At 70.6% G+C, this 16,726-nt stretch carries 16 protein-coding genes and 1 pseudogene; 10 read left to right on the plus strand and 7 right to left on the minus strand.

Going from position 1 to position 16,726, the window contains the following annotated elements:
• Window positions 1-326: 326 nt before the first annotated feature.
• The 3 genes and pseudogenes from A6A06_RS44065 to A6A06_RS33095 form a co-directional block, all read left to right on the plus strand.
• A pseudogene (locus A6A06_RS44065) lies at window positions 327-512 on the plus strand (hypothetical protein); the annotation flags it as partial.
• Between the two features lie 47 nt (window positions 513-559).
• Window positions 560-742, plus strand: coding sequence for a hypothetical protein (locus A6A06_RS43845; protein WP_073766516.1), 183 nt, complete (start codon window positions 560-562; stop codon window positions 740-742).
• Window positions 743-991: 249 nt separating this feature from the next.
• Window positions 992-2,233 carry a hypothetical protein gene (locus A6A06_RS33095; protein ID WP_199931335.1) on the plus strand — a complete coding sequence of 414 codons (1,242 nt, stop codon included), beginning with the start codon at window positions 992-994 and terminating at the stop codon, window positions 2,231-2,233.
• Between the two features lie 63 nt (window positions 2,234-2,296).
• Here the strand turns inward: A6A06_RS33095 and A6A06_RS33100 are convergent, their stop codons facing one another.
• Window positions 2,297-2,503 (minus strand): hypothetical protein, encoded by a 207-nt coding sequence (locus A6A06_RS33100; protein WP_073766520.1) that lies wholly within the window; start codon window positions 2,501-2,503, stop codon window positions 2,297-2,299.
• Window positions 2,504-2,623: 120 nt separating this feature from the next.
• On the opposite strand from A6A06_RS33100, the gene A6A06_RS33105 reads away from it, so the two are divergent.
• The 3 genes from A6A06_RS33105 to A6A06_RS33115 all read left to right on the plus strand — a co-directional run bounded on the left by A6A06_RS33105 (window position 2,624) and on the right by A6A06_RS33115 (window position 8,853).
• Window positions 2,624-5,464, plus strand: coding sequence for a tetratricopeptide repeat protein (locus tag A6A06_RS33105; protein ID WP_073766522.1), 2,841 nt, complete (start codon window positions 2,624-2,626; stop codon window positions 5,462-5,464).
• A 1,077-nt stretch (window positions 5,465-6,541) separates the two neighbouring features.
• On the plus strand, window positions 6,542-7,276 hold the full coding sequence (locus A6A06_RS33110) for a TetR/AcrR family transcriptional regulator (RefSeq protein WP_242441077.1): 735 nt from the start codon (window positions 6,542-6,544) through the stop codon (window positions 7,274-7,276).
• A 194-nt stretch (window positions 7,277-7,470) separates the two neighbouring features.
• Window positions 7,471-8,853 carry an FAD-dependent oxidoreductase gene (locus A6A06_RS33115; RefSeq protein ID WP_073766524.1) on the plus strand — a complete coding sequence of 461 codons (1,383 nt, stop codon included), beginning with the start codon at window positions 7,471-7,473 and terminating at the stop codon, window positions 8,851-8,853.
• Window positions 8,854-8,939: 86 nt separating this feature from the next.
• Here A6A06_RS33115 and A6A06_RS33120 read toward each other — a convergent pair whose 3' ends face one another.
• Window positions 8,940-9,311 carry an ArsR/SmtB family transcription factor gene (locus tag A6A06_RS33120; RefSeq protein ID WP_073766526.1) on the minus strand — a complete coding sequence of 124 codons (372 nt, stop codon included), beginning with the start codon at window positions 9,309-9,311 and terminating at the stop codon, window positions 8,940-8,942.
• Between the two features lie 448 nt (window positions 9,312-9,759).
• Between A6A06_RS33120 and A6A06_RS33125 the strand changes: the two genes are divergently transcribed.
• Together A6A06_RS33125 and A6A06_RS42350 are read left to right on the plus strand one after the other, a co-directional pair.
• Window positions 9,760-10,647: a hypothetical protein gene (locus A6A06_RS33125; RefSeq protein ID WP_199931336.1), complete on the plus strand. Its 888-nt coding sequence runs from the start codon at window positions 9,760-9,762 to the stop codon at window positions 10,645-10,647.
• A gap of 10 nt (window positions 10,648-10,657) precedes the next feature.
• On the plus strand, window positions 10,658-10,987 hold the full coding sequence (locus tag A6A06_RS42350) for a DUF6233 domain-containing protein (protein ID WP_073766530.1): 330 nt from the start codon (window positions 10,658-10,660) through the stop codon (window positions 10,985-10,987).
• A 48-nt stretch (window positions 10,988-11,035) separates the two neighbouring features.
• Here the strand turns inward: A6A06_RS42350 and A6A06_RS33135 are convergent, their stop codons facing one another.
• Together A6A06_RS33135 and A6A06_RS33140 are read right to left on the minus strand one after the other, a co-directional pair.
• Window positions 11,036-12,481 (minus strand): cytochrome P450, encoded by a 1,446-nt coding sequence (locus A6A06_RS33135; protein WP_073767153.1) that lies wholly within the window; start codon window positions 12,479-12,481, stop codon window positions 11,036-11,038.
• Window positions 12,482-12,561: 80 nt separating this feature from the next.
• Window positions 12,562-13,386: an SDR family oxidoreductase gene (locus tag A6A06_RS33140; protein WP_073766532.1), complete on the minus strand. Its 825-nt coding sequence runs from the start codon at window positions 13,384-13,386 to the stop codon at window positions 12,562-12,564.
• 98 nt (window positions 13,387-13,484) lie between these two features.
• On the opposite strand from A6A06_RS33140, the gene A6A06_RS33145 reads away from it, so the two are divergent.
• Together A6A06_RS33145 and A6A06_RS33150 are read left to right on the plus strand one after the other, a co-directional pair.
• Window positions 13,485-13,850, plus strand: a complete 366-nt coding sequence (locus tag A6A06_RS33145; protein WP_199931337.1) for a hypothetical protein — start codon at window positions 13,485-13,487, stop codon at window positions 13,848-13,850.
• 71 nt (window positions 13,851-13,921) lie between these two features.
• Window positions 13,922-14,251 (plus strand): hypothetical protein, encoded by a 330-nt coding sequence (locus A6A06_RS33150; protein WP_073766536.1) that lies wholly within the window; start codon window positions 13,922-13,924, stop codon window positions 14,249-14,251.
• A 364-nt stretch (window positions 14,252-14,615) separates the two neighbouring features.
• Here A6A06_RS33150 and A6A06_RS33155 read toward each other — a convergent pair whose 3' ends face one another.
• The 3 genes from A6A06_RS33155 to A6A06_RS33165 all read right to left on the minus strand — a co-directional run bounded on the left by A6A06_RS33155 (window position 14,616) and on the right by A6A06_RS33165 (window position 16,397).
• Window positions 14,616-14,825 (minus strand): DUF6479 family protein, encoded by a 210-nt coding sequence (locus A6A06_RS33155; RefSeq protein WP_073766539.1) that lies wholly within the window; start codon window positions 14,823-14,825, stop codon window positions 14,616-14,618.
• A gap of 76 nt (window positions 14,826-14,901) precedes the next feature.
• Window positions 14,902-15,384, minus strand: coding sequence for a VOC family protein (locus A6A06_RS33160; protein ID WP_073766541.1), 483 nt, complete (start codon window positions 15,382-15,384; stop codon window positions 14,902-14,904).
• Between the two features lie 191 nt (window positions 15,385-15,575).
• Window positions 15,576-16,397 (minus strand): SigB/SigF/SigG family RNA polymerase sigma factor, encoded by an 822-nt coding sequence (locus tag A6A06_RS33165; protein WP_073766543.1) that lies wholly within the window; start codon window positions 16,395-16,397, stop codon window positions 15,576-15,578.
• Between the last annotated feature and the right edge of the window lie 329 nt (window positions 16,398-16,726).

Raw genomic sequence — 16,726 nt, forward strand, 5'->3', positions numbered from 1 at the left:
GAAGCGCACGCCGGAGCGTACGCAGGAACACGAACCCCCTCATTCGAAAAGAGCGAACGTCCGACAATCCTCTAATGGTTTTGAACGCCATGCGGGCTCTTCGCGAGAAAAGTCATTCATGGACTCGCCAGCCCTCCTGGCAAAGGTGCGGACGGTGACGTTTTGACGAAGAGAGGGGGAGCAAGCGGCGAGGATTTCCCCGTACTTCGAGTGCGCAATCACCCGCTCCACGGCGGCGCGGAGCTTGCCGACGCCCTGGCGCGTCTTGAACCGCGAGCAAACACGCCATATGCGTCAACGCGTGCGCCGACCACGGCGAAACAGCCTTGCGCCCGCTGCAAGAAGGACGGGCGGACCCCTGGGGCTCGGAGCGCCGCCCCGTCCCCCGAGCCGGCCCGCCCGTTCACCGGGCGACTGGCCCCGCACGAGGCCGCGACCATCCGCACCATGGTCCGGCGCCGCCTCAACTGCCCCGCGCCTCCAGCGCCGGCCGCCTCTTCGACGCCGCGGCCGCCCTCCTCGGGCTCGCCCGCGACATCTCCTACGAGGGCAGGCCGCTGTGGCCCTGGAGAACGCCGCCGGCACCGCGCGCCGCCCCGCCCTGTCCTGGCGCCTGGTACGTGACGACGGCCTGTGGAACTACGACCCGGCGCCACCCCTGGCCGTCTTGCTCGACCAGCTCGGAGGCGCACGCCCGTACCGCTGCTGGCTGCCGCCTTCCACACGACGATCGCCGAGGTGACCACCACCCTCACCGAGCGGGCCGTGGCCGGGGCGCCCCGCGCACCATCTGCCTGGCAGGCGGATACTTCGTCAACCGCCGCCCGCCGAAGAACACACCGAGGAGACTCGCGCCCCACCGCTTTCATCACATGGTCCCCATGGCCATCGTGCTGGCGGCCATGTGTCTGGCCTGGTACGTCAACTCACCCCAGAGCGGAGGGGACTGTTTTCCTGGCAGACTGTCAGTGGCTGCACATAACCTGCCGACATGCCCTCGACTCTCGGTGAGCTCCGCCAAGTCATGCTCGGTTCGATCTTCAAGCCCGAGGTTCCCCTGGGGCCGACCCGGGACATCCTCATCACCTGCCACGCCTCTGCAACGGGTAAAGGCAAGCTCCACGGAAGCCCCGAGTGCCGCATACTGCGGTCAGCCTCTTCTGTGAACCAGATCGACACCCCATTCGGCGAAGCCATCGAGCGGCTCTGCGCGAACTGCCGGTGGCCTCTGCCCACGGACAGCCCCATCCTGGCGCTCGGCGCAGCGGTGAGCGATGTGGATTCTCTCACCATCTGGCTCGACAGGGATCCCGAAGACGCGGAGGACGTCGAGGCCGAGCATGACGCCGCCATCGCCCTCTCCACTGGCGACTACCCACCCCACACCAATGACGTCGGCGCGGAAGATGAAGACGACGAGACTGGGCATGACGAGGAATGGGAGCGCTACGACCGCGCCCGTAACTTCCGCTCCGGACGCCACTCACACTGGCGCCGACTGCACTCCTACCTGACACGCAGCAACGAAGCAGTAGCCGACTACCCGTTCCTCGCTCCATGGGCCGACGGGCTGCAGAGTCGCCTCACCGCCGTCCTCGATGCCGAGCGTCGTGCCTTCGCGGCCCTCGTCCAGCCTGCCCATCTACTCGAGGCTGCGGCCGTACGCGTCCTACCCACGCCACAGTTCTCCGGCGATCCCGGCTTCGCCGGATTGGGAGCGGAGGCAGAGAAGACCTTCCGGCGAGCGTGGTACGAGTGGAGTCACCGAGCCACCTGGTCCTGGCAACGCCTGGAAGATCAGGACTTCTCGGTGTACACCGTCGTCAGCGACGCCTTCGGGCGCCGCCGCAAGGGGAAGCCCGAGGCCCACGCCGCCTTCCGTCAGCTCACCGCCGACTGGATCCGCCAGGCACGCGAAGAAGCCGACCGCCCCGCCACCGCGCCCTGGCAGTTGGTGGCAGTCAAGGCACCCGCCCTCCCCCGAACCCGCCACAGCGAGCCGGAACGCGACCCCCTCACCCCATGGGAGGCATCCGTCATCGCCACCTACCAGGTGGCCTTCAACCGAAAGGCCGGCACCGCAGCCCTGCTCGTTCCCCGCCTCGTCGCCGAGCAACTGCTCGCATGCGCCTCCCACGACATGCCAGTCCAGCGCCTAGCCCCCGACGGCAGCGCGCTGCCCGCGGAGGCGCTGTTGGAGCAGTGGGACCACGAGAGCCTCACCCGCACATGACCTCGCGCTTTCAGGTCACTAGTCGATCACCGACTGCGACGATCTAGGGAGAAACCGCGCGATTCACAGCCCCGAGGTTACTGCGGTGAGGGCCGCGGTGAAGGCGGTGGCGAGGGTGAGAGTAGCCGCGAAGACGATCCCAGCGCGAGTGAGAGCGGCGGGATAGGTGGCGCCGTCGAGACGCGCCGGCTTCCCCGCTACTGCGGCGGCCAAGACCGCGACGACGACCACCAAGGCGGTAACGAGCAGGATGAGGGCGAGCGTGGGCACGGTGTTCTCCTTCGGTCACGAGCAGCGGGTGCTGTCGCGGCCCCAAGGTCTCGAAAATGATGGTCGCTGGGGTTCGGCCGGACGATGATGAACACCGACGAACACTGAGGGGGCGGGAGCATGGCGGGCGAGGACACCGGCGACCGGGAGGAGGCGCTCACAAAACTGCGGGAGCTGCTGGCCGATGAACTGGCCAATGCCCGTCTGGCCAAAGCTCAGCTCGCGATCCGAGCGAGTTTGGGGCGTACTACGGTCTCCGAGGCATACCAGGTGGGCGGGCCGGTGCCGTCGGCGGTCACCGTGGCGGCGCTGGCGCGTGCTCTCAAGCTCCCGAACCAAAAGCGGGACTTGCTGCTGGCGCTGCGGCGCCGTGCTGCCGGCGAAGGCGGTGACGGTCCGATCGTGCGTGGCGGGCCGGGAAGGCCGGTCGAGGAGTGGGATCCCCACGACCTTGAAGTGCATCCCGCCGGCACCGAGCCCGGGGCCGGAGTACGGGCGACGCGCGCTTTGTCGGGGTATGCGCGACGCAGGCACGACGAGGTGCTCGGCGAGGTGGTGAGCACCGCAGTGGCCGGGCGTAGTGGGATGGTGGTGTTGGTCGGGTCATCGTCGACGGGGAAGACACGGGCGTGTTGGGAGGCGATACAAGCGCTGGCCGGGACGGGGTGGCGGCTGTGGCATCCCTTCGAACCGACCCGCGCGGACGCCGCACTCGCGCATCTGGAGAAGGTCGGGCCTCGGACGGTGGTGTGGCTGAACGAAGCTCAGCACTACCTCGGCGACCCCAACACCGGCGAGCGTGTCGCCGCCGCCCTGCACTCGTTGCTGACTGCCCCGGAGCGGGCGCCGGTGGTGGTGTTTGGGACACTATGGCCGGAGTACGTCGAGAAGTACACCGCCTTGCCGCCGCCCGGTGCGCCGGACACCCATAGCCGGCTCCGGGAATTGCTGAGCGGGCGGACCGTGATCGTCCCGGAAGCGTTCGACGAGGCAGCCCTGGATACCGCACGGGACCTCGCTGCCGCTGGTGACGAGCTGCTGAGGGACGCGCTCGGCCGCGTAGAAGGGCACGGTCGGCTCGCGCAGGATCTCGCCGGTGGCCCAGAGCTCCTGCGGCGGTATCAGCAAGGCACGCCCTCGGCACGAGCCCTGTTGGAAGCGGCTATGGACGCCCGCCGGCTCGGCGTCGGCCTCCACCTCCCCCAAGCCTTCCTCATCGACGCCGCCGAGGACTACTTCACCGACCACGACTACAACTACCGCAGCCCCGACTGGGCCGAAGCCGCCTTCGCCGCCCTCGCCGAACCCGTCCACGGCAAACAAGCACCCCTCACCCAAACTGCCACTCGACCCGCACGGCGCCCTCCGGGCGGGCCGGTACCCGCCGAAGTGGCGGCGTCGGTGGGTAGGGGCACAGTGTTCCGGCTGGCGGACTACCTCGAACAACACGGCCGCGCGGAACGCTGGTACCTGTGTCCCCCGGCATCGTTCTGGCACGCGGCCCATACCCACCTCACCCACGCCGAAGACCTCACCAACCTCTCCCTCGCCGCGCAACAACGGTGGCGTCGGCAATGGGCCCACCATCTCCGCCAGAGAGCCCTCGCAACCGACACCTCCAACAGCGGACCCCGCCTGATCCGCATGGCGGAGGTGTGGGAGGAGAGCGGGGACAGGGAGATCGCCGAGGCCCTCGCCCGCGAAGCCGCCGCGGATGGAAGCCCGTACTACCTGACCTCCTTGGCGAAGGCACGGGCGAAGGCCGGGGATCGCAAGGGCGCCGAAGCCCTCCTCCTCGAAGCCTCCGCAGCCGGGGACTTCGACTCCCTGACATTCTTGCTGGATCTGTGGGAGAAGGGTGAAGGCCCCGGCAGAGCCGAGACCTTCCTCCGCGAGGTGGCCGACGCAGGCAACGCCGACGCCCTGATTCACCTGGCTTCCCTTCGGGAAAGGGCCGGGGACCTCGAGGCCGCTGAGGCCTTCCTTCGCGAAGCCGCCGACGCCGGAAGAACCCACGCCCTGCTCCGCTTGTCGTACCTGCGGATGGAGGTCGGAGACCACGAGGGAGCCGAAACCCTCGCCCACCAAGCAGCCGCTGCCGGCGACTCCATGGCACTGAGCCTCTTGGCCGAGCTGCGGGAAGCGGCCGGGGACCGTGAGGGAGCCGAAGCCCTCGCCCGCGAAGCAGCCGCTGCCGGCGACTCAACGGCTGCGTCTCGGGTTGTGGAGCGGCGAGAGAACGCAGGCGCCCACGAAGAAGCCGAAACCCTCGCCCTCAGAACAGCCAACGCGGGTAGCCCAGAAGCCCTAGACCTCCTGCTGGAACTGCGGGAAGAGGCTGGAAACCGCGAGGGAGCCGAAACCCTCGCCTTCAGAGCAGCTGGCGCCGGGCATGCTTGGGCCCTGCACCTCCTTGCGGAGATCCGGCATTCTGAGGGGGACCACAAGGGAGCCGAACTCCTCGCACGCGAAGCCGCCGATGCCAACGACCCCTTCGCCTTGGCCATGCTGGCCCAGATACGGGAGGACACGGGCGATTACGAAGAAGCCGAAACGCTCGCCTTCAGAGCGGCTGGCGCCGGAAACGTCTTCGCGCTGCCTCGCCTGGGGCTGCAGCGGGAGCGATCTGGCAACCATGAGGGCGCAGATGCCTTCGCTCGTAAAGTGTCCGACGCCGGGTACACCATGCTCTTGGCCAGCCTGGCCCAGATGCGAGCACAGGCTGGGGACCGCGAAAGCGCCGAAATCCTCGCCCACGAGGCGGCCAGCGCCAGAGACCCAGACGCTCTGGTCCTTCTTGGGGAACTATGCGAGGAAGCGGGTAACCACGAGCGAGCTGAGGTCCTCTTCCGAGCAGCCGCAAACACGGGGGAAGCCAAGTCGCTCAGAGCCTTCGCACGGTGGCCGCACGGCCTGGAACCGGACGGTTCACCGACGCCGCCCTGGTTTAGGGATCTCTGAGCCGGGCCTCCCGGCCGACGGTGACGGCCCAGGAGACCTCGCCGTCCCGGTCGTCGGTCCCTGGAGAGGCCAGTCCCGAGCGACTAGGACAACCCACTGCAGCCGCAGCATGACGCGAACCAGCGCCAGCACACCAAGATCCGGACCATTTCCGGACCAGCCCACGCCAAGCGTCCCTGCCAACTCCCGTTTCCGCTGATCAGTATGGGGGCGACTGCTGTACCACCAGCAGACGAAGAATCTGCAAGTAGGTTTGCCCTCTTTCGCCCGGCCCAGCCACGTCACTCAGCGTACTCACCAGAAGCCTCCGGAAGGACTACCCACCCGCGCTTCCGTCCCTCACGGCTAATACCCGCCTGGAGAGAATCTGGGGAGTATGGAGGTCGCTGGGGAGCGGCTGGGGAGAATCGGCCACATAACGCGGCTCGACCCTGAAAGACACTGAAAGCCCCATTGACGCAGGTCAGAGACGCGCATCACCACATACTTGCAGGTCAGTCCGGTGCAGTAGACGACTTCATGACGTACGTACCGAGATCGTCTGCCTTGACGATCCCCGGAAGCGCCCCTCATTCATGCAGAGCCCACGGCATTGCGGTTCCGCAGCCGAGCGTGCGCCTGCCTACCGACGCGTGAAGGTCGGCAAGCGGGTGCAAGGAACTCGTGAGCGGTCGGCAGTCAATTCCATCGGATCGCGACTGAGGGAGTCATCCAGGGAGCCGCTTTCGCCCCGCTGACGTCCCCAGACCTAGCTCGAGCCCCCTCGCGACCGACACGGAGCGTAACCAGTTTTCATCTGACACCCCATCAGGAAAACCAGCATTGAGTCAGCATCAGTACGACCAAGAGTGACCAGAGATGATCGAACTTGCACGCCCGCCCCGACCCACACCCCCTGTGACCTGCAAAAATGCAGGTCACAGGGGGGATGATCGACATCACGCACACCTGAGTCGGACGATCCCCCGCGTCGCCCGACTCAGGCAGCTCGGCCGGAGTCCTGGCCGCGTCGGGGCGGACATCCGGAGACCTGCTGAGTATATTGGCTCTCAGCCAGTCAACGCAGGAGTTAACAGCATGTCCCCCCGCAGCCCCTCGGTCAATGAAGAGTTGCGGCGGCGTTCCCGGGAGCGCTTGTTGCAGGCGACCGTCGAGCTGGTGGACGAGCGCGGGTACGAGGCGACGACGCTCGGGGACATCGCCTGCCGTGCCGGGTCGGCGCGTGGGCTGATCTCGTACTACTTCCCCGGGAAGCGGCAGCTGCTCCAGTCGGCCGTGCACCGGCTGATGCACCACTCCTTGCAGGCGGCGCTCGAACGGGAGCCGGTGCCGGCGGGTGCGGACGCGGGCCGGGAGCGGCTGGCGCGGGCGATCGACGCGATTCTGGGGCTGGCGCAGGAACGTCCGCTGCTGATGCGTACGCACATGGCCGGAATCCTGACGGCGGAAGGTTTCATCCAGTGTCCTGAGCAGCAGCGACTGGCGTTCTTGCTGCGTGACACGGTGGAGCGGTACGGCACCGAGGACGCGGATACGGACTACCGGCTGTTGCGGGCGTTGCTGATGGGATCGGTGGTGGCGGTCCTGCTGCCGGGGGCGCCGATGCCTGCCGCGCGGCTGCGGGCCGAACTGTTCCAGCGGTACGGGCTGGACTGGGGGCTGGGCACTCCGCCCAGCGAAGGGCCGGAGCCTCCGCTGGAGGGCCCGCCTCCGCTGCTGGATCCGTCGCCGGTGCAGGAGCCCTCGGCGCAGGAGCCGCCGGTGCACGAGCCTCCGGTGCTGGGGCGGGAAGGCGCTGCGGCGGAGGGGTAGGGGCAGAGGGGTAGGGCAGAAAGCAGGCGCAGGGGCGCGGTGAAATTCGCCCGTGTGGGTGAATGCCGGTTCGTGCGCGACGTTCACCCTTGTCGGCCCGCCGGGGCCGTTCCGTCGGACAACCGCAGCAGCGCACCTCCCGCGCGCCCCACAGCAGTGCGATTCTGGTAGGACTCCGCGGAAAGGGGCCTTCCGTGCTTCGTGTCGCAGTGATCGGTTCGGGACCCAGTGGCGTCTATACCGCTCAGGCGCTGGTCGGGCAGGAAGCCGTACCGGATGTCGAGGTGTATGTGCTCGACCGGTTGCCGTGCCCGTACGGGCTGGTCCGCTACGGCGTCGCGCCCGACCACGAGAAGATCAAGTCGCTGCAGCACAACCTCCGTACGGTGCTGGAGCACCCGCGCGTGCACTTCCTCGGCAACGTCGACGTGGGGGCCGGTGGCCTCGGTCCGCGGGAGCTGCGGCGCATGTTCCACGCGGTGGTGTACTGCGTGGGGGCCGCCACCGACCGCCACCTGGGCATCCCCGGCGAAGAACTGCCCGGCAGCCACTCCGCCACCGACTTCGTCTCCTGGTACAGCGCGCATCCGGACGCGGCGGACGGCCGCTTTCCGCTGGCCGCGCGGTCGGCGGTGGTGATCGGCGTGGGCAATGTCGCGGTGGACGTGGCGCGGGTCCTCGCCCGCGGGGCGGACGAGCTGGCGAGCACGGACGTACCGCAGGCGGCGCTTGGCGCGCTCGCGGAGAGCCGGGTGGAGGACGTGTGGCTGGTGGGGCGGCGGGGGCCGTCACAGGCGAAGTTCACCACCAAAGAGCTGCGCGAGCTGGGTGCGCTGCCTGGCGCCGACGTGGCCGTACGGCCTGAGGAGCTGGCGCTGGATCCGGCGTACGGCGATCCCGCGGGGCTGCCTGCGGTGAACCGGCGCAATGTGCAGGTACTTCGCGGCTGGGCCGAGGGCGGTGAGGGGGGTGAGGGGGAAGGAGACGGCGGCGCGCGTCGTGGGCGGCGGCGGATTCACCTGCGGTTCTTCCTCCGGCCGGTCGAGGTGGTCGGTGACGCGAAGTCGGGGGTGCGCGGGGTGCGGTTCGAGCGGACGGTGCCGGACGGGCTGGGCGGGGCCACGGGCACCGGGCGGTACGAGGAGATTCCGGCGCAGTTGGTTCTGCGTTCGGTCGGCTACAAGGGGACGCCGCAGCCGGGCCTGCCGTTCGACGCGGCGACCGGGACAGTGCCGCACGTGGAGGGGCGGGTACTGCGGGAGGGTGTGCCCTGTCCCGGCGAGTACGTGGCGGGGTGGATCAAGCGGGGGCCGACCGGGGTGATCGGCACGAACCGGCCGTGTGCGAAGCAGACCGCGGCCGCGTTGCTGGCGGACGCGGGCGCGCTGGCGCGCGAGCCGGTGCCGGACGACCCGGTGGAGGCGCTGCGGCGGGCCGGGCAGCGGCCGGTCCGCTGGCAGGGCTGGCTGGGCATCGAGGCGGCGGAGGCCGCGCTCGGCCGGGGGCTGGGGCGGACGACCGTGAAGATCGCCGACTGGCCGGAGCTACTGGCGGCGGCCGGGGAGGGGGACCGCTGAGGGATCGGGGCGGGGGGCGGGGGCTGCCGATAGGCGGGAGTCCGGGGCCCGTCCGCCCTGGGGTGTGGTGCGCCCGGGAGCGCGGTTCAGCCGTCGAGGCGTTCGTCCTGGAGGTCCGCCGCTTCCAGGACCCGTTCGATCAGGCCGGGGAACAGTGCGTCGAGGTCCGCGCGGCGCAGCACGTTCATCTTGGCCGTGCCGCGGTAGATCTGGCTGATGACGCCGTGTTCGCGCAGGACCCGGTAGTGGTGCGTGCAGGTGGACTTGCTGACGGGCAGCTCGATGACCGTACAGGACAGTTCTCCCTGGGCGGCCGCGAGACGGCGTACGATCCGCAGCCGCATCGGGTCGGCGAGTGCGTGCAGTACGTCTTCGAGGCGGATCTCCGCAGGGTCCGGGTGGTCCAGGACGCGGGCACCGGGCCGGTCGGCTGATGTCGTCGTGGTGGTGGTCGTCATGGCGGCTCCTGGAAGTCGGCTCCGGGCGGTCGGTTCCAGCCGGGGATCATCATTGTACGAGGAACGTCGTAGTTTGACATCCCCGCAGGACGGAGCCGGTCCGCAGGACCACGGCCCGTCGCGCAGGACCACGGCCCGCCCTCGCCCCGGAGCCGGCGAGACCGACGCCACCTCGGCCACCGGGTCGCTGACATGCACTCAGCCCACCGGGGAACCCGCGACGACGGGGACGGAGTGGCGAAGTGGCGGAGTGGCGGAGTGGCGGAGTGGCGAATGAGTGAACCGGATCCGACCGGCGAGCCGTGGGAGTCGTGTCGGGAACGAGCGAGGTACGTGTGAGGTACAAGTGACGAGTGACGTACGCGTGAGGAACGACTGATCACGATCGCCGGACCGCGACCCGGTCGCCGGTTCGTGCCGGAGGCGCGATGAAGAACTGGACCGGCCCGTGACCGGCGCATGGCGGCCCCTCCCGCGCCGGGAGCGCGACCTGCCGGGCCCGGAGCGGCGCCTCCCCCGACCCGAGCAGCGCTTCTCCCGCTCGGAGCAGCGCCTCCCCCGCTCCGAGCGATGCCTCCCCCACCCCGAGCGACATCCGCCGGGTCCGGGCCGCTCGGTCGGCGCTCCTCAGGAGTACGTGCCCGGCCTGTCGACACGCACCGGGCAGGCTCTCCTGGCGCAGTGGCACCGTGTCGCCGGGCCGACGTGGGCCGCGCTGTGCCGTCGCCGCCTGGCCGCGGTACCGCTGACAGCGGTCTCCGTGGTCCTCGTGATCGCCTTCCACGCCCTCGCGCTGACGGACGCGGGCGAGCGGTTCGTCTGGTCGCTCGCCGGGGTGCGGGCCGACGTACCGCCCTGGCTGGTGCTGCTGCGGCTGCCGCTGTCGCTGTTCGCGCGGGCGCCGGGCCTCCCGTGGTGGGGTGCCCTCGCCCAGGTGATCGTGATCTTCGGGGCGGCCGAGTGCGTCCTGGGGACGGTACGTACGGCGACGGTGTCCCTGACCGTCACGGCCGCGGCGACGTTCTTCGCCCGCTTCCTGCTCGCCCTCGGCCCCGGCCATCCGCTGGCGGTCCCACCGGCCGAGGCGACGCTGGCCGACACCGGTCCGTCCGCGGCCGTGGTCGGGCTGCTGATCTGTACCGGATGGGCCTGCCGGGTTCCCGTACTGGTCGTGGGGACGGCGCTGGCCTTCTCCTTGGAGTGCGTCCTGACCTCCACCCTCTCCAGCCGCGCCCATCTGGGCGGCATCGCGGCCGCGCTGCTGTGCGCCGCGGTGGTCTGCCGGCCCCAGGTCCGTACCGCTCCCCTGTCCCCCGTGGCGTCTCCGGAGGGCTAGACTCGAACATGTGAGCGAACTGCCCCCGGACCTGCCGCGCCTCCGCATCCTGGAGACGTGGCTGCGCCTGCAGCTCACCGCCGTCCGGGCCCGTATCCAGCACCTCGAACAGCAGGAGCGCGACCGCCCCGTACCGGTCCGGCCGCCCCGGCCCGACTGGCTGCTGGAGACCGAACGACGCGGGGGCCGCGACGGGCGCCCCGTCCGCGTCCACGTCGGCGGGTGCGGCCAGGCCCGCGGCCGGGCCATCAGCCGTGGACAGGCGGTCGACGCCCTGGGGCAGGGCGTCGAGGCGTGCTACGGCTGCCGTCCGGACACCGAACTGGGCATCCTCGGCTGAGGAGCCGCGACAGCGCGATCCTCTGGCCGGTCGCGGTCACCGTCACAGTCACGACCGCGGGCGTACGCGTACGGTCCCCACCAGGGGCACAGCGGGCTGGATGAGTATGCCGATCTGGTGGGGCGCTTCCTCCGGCGTGACCTCCAGGTGGAAGCGCTGCGCCAGGGTGGCCAGCAGCAGTACCGCCTCCACCTGCGCGAACCGGGCGCCGATACAGGCGCGCGAGCCGCCGCCGAACGGGAACCAGGCGTGGTCGGGGATGGCGTCCGGCGCGTCGGCGTCCCAGCGTTCGGGGCGGAACGCCGTCGGGTCGGGGAACCAGCGCGGGTCCCGGTGGGCCGTCCACTGGCTGCACCACACCGCCGTGCCCGCCGGAACGACGGTGCCGCCCAGGACGGCGCCCTCCCGGGCCACAGCGGCGATCACCCAGGCCGGTGGATAGATCCGCAGGGCCTCCTTGACGATCTGCCGGGTCCAGTGGAGCTGTTCGTGGTCGTCGACGGTGGGCGGCCGCCCGCCCAGGACGCGGTCCAGCTCGTCGTCCAGCCGCGCCCGCACCTCCGGCGACCGCGACAGCAGGCACCAGATCCACGTCAACGCGGTGGAGGTCGTCTCGTGACCGGCCGCCCAGAGCGTCACCGCCTCGTCGCGGACCTCCTTGGCGGACAGTGGACGCTGTTCCTCGTCGGCGGCTTCGAGGAGCCGCGTCAGCAGATCGTCGTCCCGGCCGCCCTCGCCGTCCTCACCGGCCCCGTCGGTACGGGGTTCGATACGGCCTTCGGTACGGCCTTCGGTCCACCGCCGGCCGTCGGCGCCCTCGGCTCCTGCCCCGTCCCGCCGCGCGCCGATCAGCCGGTGCACCTCGGCGTCGATGGTGGCGACGGCGTCGAGCAGGCGCCGCCGGGACGGCGTGCGCACCCAGCCCGGCAAGAAGAGGCCGATGCCGCGCAGCTCGGCACCGACCACGTGCTCCGCCACCGCCATCGCCTCGCCGAGCGCCTGCGCCCGGTCCCCGAGATCGTTGCCGAACAGCGTACGGAGCACGACGCACTGGGTGAGGAGCGTCATCTCCCGCCGTACGTCGACCTGTTCGCCCTCGCGCCAGCGGTCGGCCGTCGCGAGCGCGCTGCCGACCATGGTCCGGGCGTAACGGCGCACCTGGCGCGGGCGGACGGCCGGCTGGACCAGGCCACGCTTGCGGCGCCAGTCGGCGCCCGTGCTGCGGATGACGCTCTCGCCGGTGATCTGCTGGAACGCCCAGCCGACGTCCAGGAGGTCGTAGGCGTGCTCCCGGGAGGCGAGGAATTCGGCGATGTGCTGCGGGTGGGAGAGGAAGAGGCTGCGCCGCGGGCCGAGGGACCACGTCACGGCGTCCCCGTACTCGTCCCGCAGCCGGGCCATGAAGACGAGCGGGTCCTTGCCGAAGGCGGGCAGGTTGCCGAGCCACGGCAGGCCACGGGGGCCGGGGACGGGGCGGAGCGGGACGGTCTGCACGGAACCGGGAACGGGAACAGGATCGGGATCGGGATCGGGATCGGGATCGGGAACGGAACCGGAATCGGCGGCGGTCCGGTTCACTGCCGGAGATCCCAGATCGCGGCCTGCTGCCGCTTCACCTCTTCGACGCGGTCCGCCGGGAGGAAATTGCGGAAAAGGCCGGAGTCCTCCTCGGCGACCTTCACGAAGAGTTCGACGATCTCCTCGGGGTCCTTCTGGCTCTCCCCGGTCATCTCGCCGTAATCGTCGGCGAGCCGGACCTCGACGCCGAGATCCGTGGTGAAGTGCTCGGCGCTGAAGGACTTTCCCGCATCGAACCAGACGCGCAGCGCATCGCCCATCCGATCGTTGAAGCCCGTCCGGTACGGGCCCGGGTTGATGGTGCACACCTGGACGCCCAGCGGTTTGAGTTCGTCGTGCATGGCCTGGGCGATCGACTCGACGGCGTATTTGGAGGCGCAGTACGGACCGAGATACGGATTGGTCGTCAGACCCGCGATGGACGACAGCCAGACGATGCGGCCGCTGCCGCGCTCCGCCATCTGCCGGGCGAATCCCTGGGCCAGCGCGAGATGCCCGAACACGTTCACCTCGAAAACCCGCCGGAACAATTCCAGGGGGATTTCCGACAGCGGGCCCATTTCTCCGACGGCGGCGTTGTTGAACAGTACGTCCACGTCCCAGGTGTGCGCCTGCCGACGATGCAGCGCGTCGGTGACGTCCAGGTTCTCGACCTGGAGGACGACGCCGTGCCGGTCCGCCTCGTCCATCAGCGCGGTCATCTGCGGGCGGTTCTCGGCCGCCGCGATGACGTGGTGCCCGCGTCCGGCGAGGCGCAGGGCGGCGTCGCGGCCGAAGCCGGAACCCGCGCCGGTGATGAGAATACGCTTGCCGCCTGCCATGGCAGCTCCTTTCCGCGGGCGAGGGCCGGCTTCAGCGGCGCTAAACTCACCCGTTCGACGACATGCGCAGACAGTAGCCGAATAGCTACTCTTTGCGCATGAACCGAGGGGGCTGCCAGATCCACCGGTCCGTGGCACGGACCGGTGTTCTGGTGCTGATCGCGGTGCTGATCGCCCTGTGCGGTTCGGCGCCCGCGGCCCTCGAACCGGCCGCGGGGCCTTCCGAGGTCGCCGCCGCCATGTCGGGCGAACCGGCGGCCGACGACAGCTTCACCCAGGTTGCCGCGTCCCGGGCGCCCCGGGCGGGGCGGATTGACCGCTCCCCCACGGCGCAGGCCGTCACGCCGTCGTTGCCCTGCCGCACCGGCCGCCTCAGCCGTCTCCTCGCCCGCTGGGCCGACCTCCGGCCGGGTGTACGCAACGCCGCCGGCGACCGCGCGCGCCACACCGTCCTGCGCTGCTGACCGGGCCCGCGCTCCCGCACCTGCGGGGCGCTCCCGCATCAGGCAGCAGCGATCAGCAGGAGAGGTGCGTCATGCCCATCGATCCCCAACGCGCGCTGGCAGGCTATCTGCGCGCCCTGAGCTACTCCTCGCACGAGCCCGCCCACGAGCCCACCCCCGAAGCCGCACAGTCCAAGGGGCCCGAAGCCGCACACTCCGAGGACTTCGAACCCACGGACTCCAAGGGACCCGAATCCGCGCGGCCCCAGCCCCCCACTCCCGCCTACACTCCGGCCCCCGTTCCCGCTCCCACCGCGGCACCGGAGCCTGCCGCCGCGGGCCGGCCCCGCCTTCTCTACCGGCTGCGGCTGCTGTCCCTGCGCCGCGGCCCGGCGACCGCCGAGGAGGCGCACCGGCTCTGAGCCGCAGCGGCACCGGCGACCCGGCCGCCGCTGGTGCCAGGCTGTCGGGTGCCGGGCAGCGGTCGCGCGCCGGCCCGGTGTGCGCGTGCTTCCCGGTACGTGTCGGCTACGTGTCGACGTGCCCGCCGCGCTCTCCGGCGCGGGCCGGAACGCCGGAACCGGTGCGTGCCGCAACGCCGGTACGGGTACGGGTACAGCACCGGGTCAGCGCCGGTTTCGGCGCAGGCGCCGGTGACCGTGCAGGTACTGACGCCCGTGCCGGTACCGGTGCCCCTACAGGTACCTGTGCCCGTGCCGGTAGTGATGCCCGGACTGATGCCCGTACAGGTGCCTTCCCTCGTCGGAACGTCATGGGCGGCGGCCTTCAGCCGTTCCCGGCCGTCTCCCTCGTAGTCCGGGCCTGTGCGCGGCGCCGGTGGCCGTACACCACGGCGCCGGTCAGCAGGAGCACGACGATCACGCCCGCGATGAGCGGGCCGATGCCGATGGCCAGGTGGAAGGCGGCCATCGGCGCTTCGACCGGCAGGGGCGCGGCCGTCAGAGGCACGGCCGTCAGGGGCGCGTCGGGAGACATGGGGGCTGACTACCCGTTGGCCCCGGTTTGCCACCAAAGGCGCCTCCGAACGAGTGGAGGGGCCGCCGCCCGCGCCTCACTGCTCCGCGGCGTGTGCCGTGCGGACCGCGGCGAGGTCGATCTTCTTCATGCGGTACATCGCCTCGGTGGCCCGTTTCGCCGCCTCCGGGTCGGAGTCGGTGACCAGTTGGAGGAGTTCCGTGGGGAAGACCTGCCAGGACACGCCGTACTTGTCCTTCAGCCAGCCGCAGGGGCCTTCCTCGCCCCCGTCCACGAGCTTGTCCCAGTAGTAGTCCACTTCTTCCTGGTCGGCGCAGCGGACCTGGAACGACACGGCTTCGCTGAACGTGAACTGCGGGCCTCCGTTGAGCCCCATGAACTTCTGGCCGTTGAGGACGAACTCGACCGCCATCACCTCGCCGGGCGTCCCCGGCCCGGCCTCGTTGTAGCGGGCGATGGCGCCGAGCTGGGAGTTCTTGAAGATGGACAGGTAGTGGTGCGCCGCTTCCTCGGCCTGTCCGTCGAACCACAGGCATGTCGTGAAACCGTCGATGGTCATCGGGTGCCTCCCGTCGTCTGGGTCCGTGTATACCGGCCCGGCCGGGGACACGCCATAACCGAACCCAAGTTCGAAGCGGGGTTCACGGAGTATTACGGCTGTGCGCCCACGCCTCGTACACCATCGTGCCTACGGTCCGGCGCTGCCCGCAGTCCGTCGGCGGGAGGGGCCGGCTGCCGCCGCGTCGCGGATCAGGCCGCGGCGCGGACGTCGTCGGCCGCTGCCGGGGCGACCTCGGCGCGGATGCGGGCCAGGGACCGGCTGAGCAGCCGGGAGACGTGCATCTGGGACAGGCCGGTCTCGGCCGCGATGGCGCTCTGTGTCATGTCGTCGAAGAACCGCAGGTAGAGGATGTGGCGTTCGCGTTCCGGCAGGCGGGCCAGCGCGGGTTTGACCGCCTCGCGCCGGTCGATCCGCGCGAAGCCGGTCTCGGTGCTGCCCAGGATGTCCTTGAGGGTGTGGTCGTCGCTGTCGCCGTCCGGGCCGAGCGCCGCGTCCAGCGACAGGGAGCGGTAGGTCTCCAGGGCGTCCAGCCCGAGCAGGACGTCCTCCTGGCCCAGCCCGGTGCGCTCGGCCAGCTGGGCGACGGTCGGCGAGCGGCCGTCGAGGGTGGTGCTCAGTTCCCGTACGGCCGTACGGACCTTGGTGCGTGCCTCCTGGGCGCGGCGCGGCACATGGACGTCCCAGGTGCAGTCGCGGAAGTGCTTCTTCAGCTCCCCGGTGATGGTGGGGACGGCGAAGGCCTCGAAGGCGTCGGCGCGTCGGGGGTCGTAGCGGTCGACGGCCTTGACCAGGCCGAGAGCGGCGACCTGCCGCAGGTCGTCGAGGCTCTCGCCGCGGTCGCGCAGCCGGTGCGCGAGGCGGTGGGCCATCGGCAGCCAGGTGGCGATCACCCGCCGTCGCACGCGGGTCCGGCGCGCTCCGTCGGGCAGTCCGGCCAGGAGGCGGAGGTCCTCGGCGGTGTCCGGGTCGGTGTGACGGCGCTTGCGGCGTGCGGGTGCGGTGGTGGCCATGGCGGGCCCTCCTCAAAACGCTGTGGTGCGTTCGAACGGCTCGCGAGGGCACGCGGCGGAAAACGGCAGACGGGTGGCCCCTCGCGGGTGCCTGCGTTTCCGAAGCACTGATGGGGTTCTCCTGTCCACCCGGTGGTGTTCCACACCTCCCGGCACAGGTCTTTCCGGCCCGGACCCTGTCGTCGGATTCCCGCCTGCCGCAAGGCGTCCGGCACGCGCGCCCGCGCCGAGTTCGGGGTGTGCGGGCGGCGGACCGTTGATCTACTGGAGGGCATGGGGAGATCCGGCCGCCGCGGGTCCGCGCGGCCGTTCGCCGAGTTGGAGGACGG

It is taken from the genome of Streptomyces sp. CB02923 (assembly GCF_001905005.1).
GTDB lineage: Bacteria > Actinomycetota > Actinomycetes > Streptomycetales > Streptomycetaceae > Streptomyces.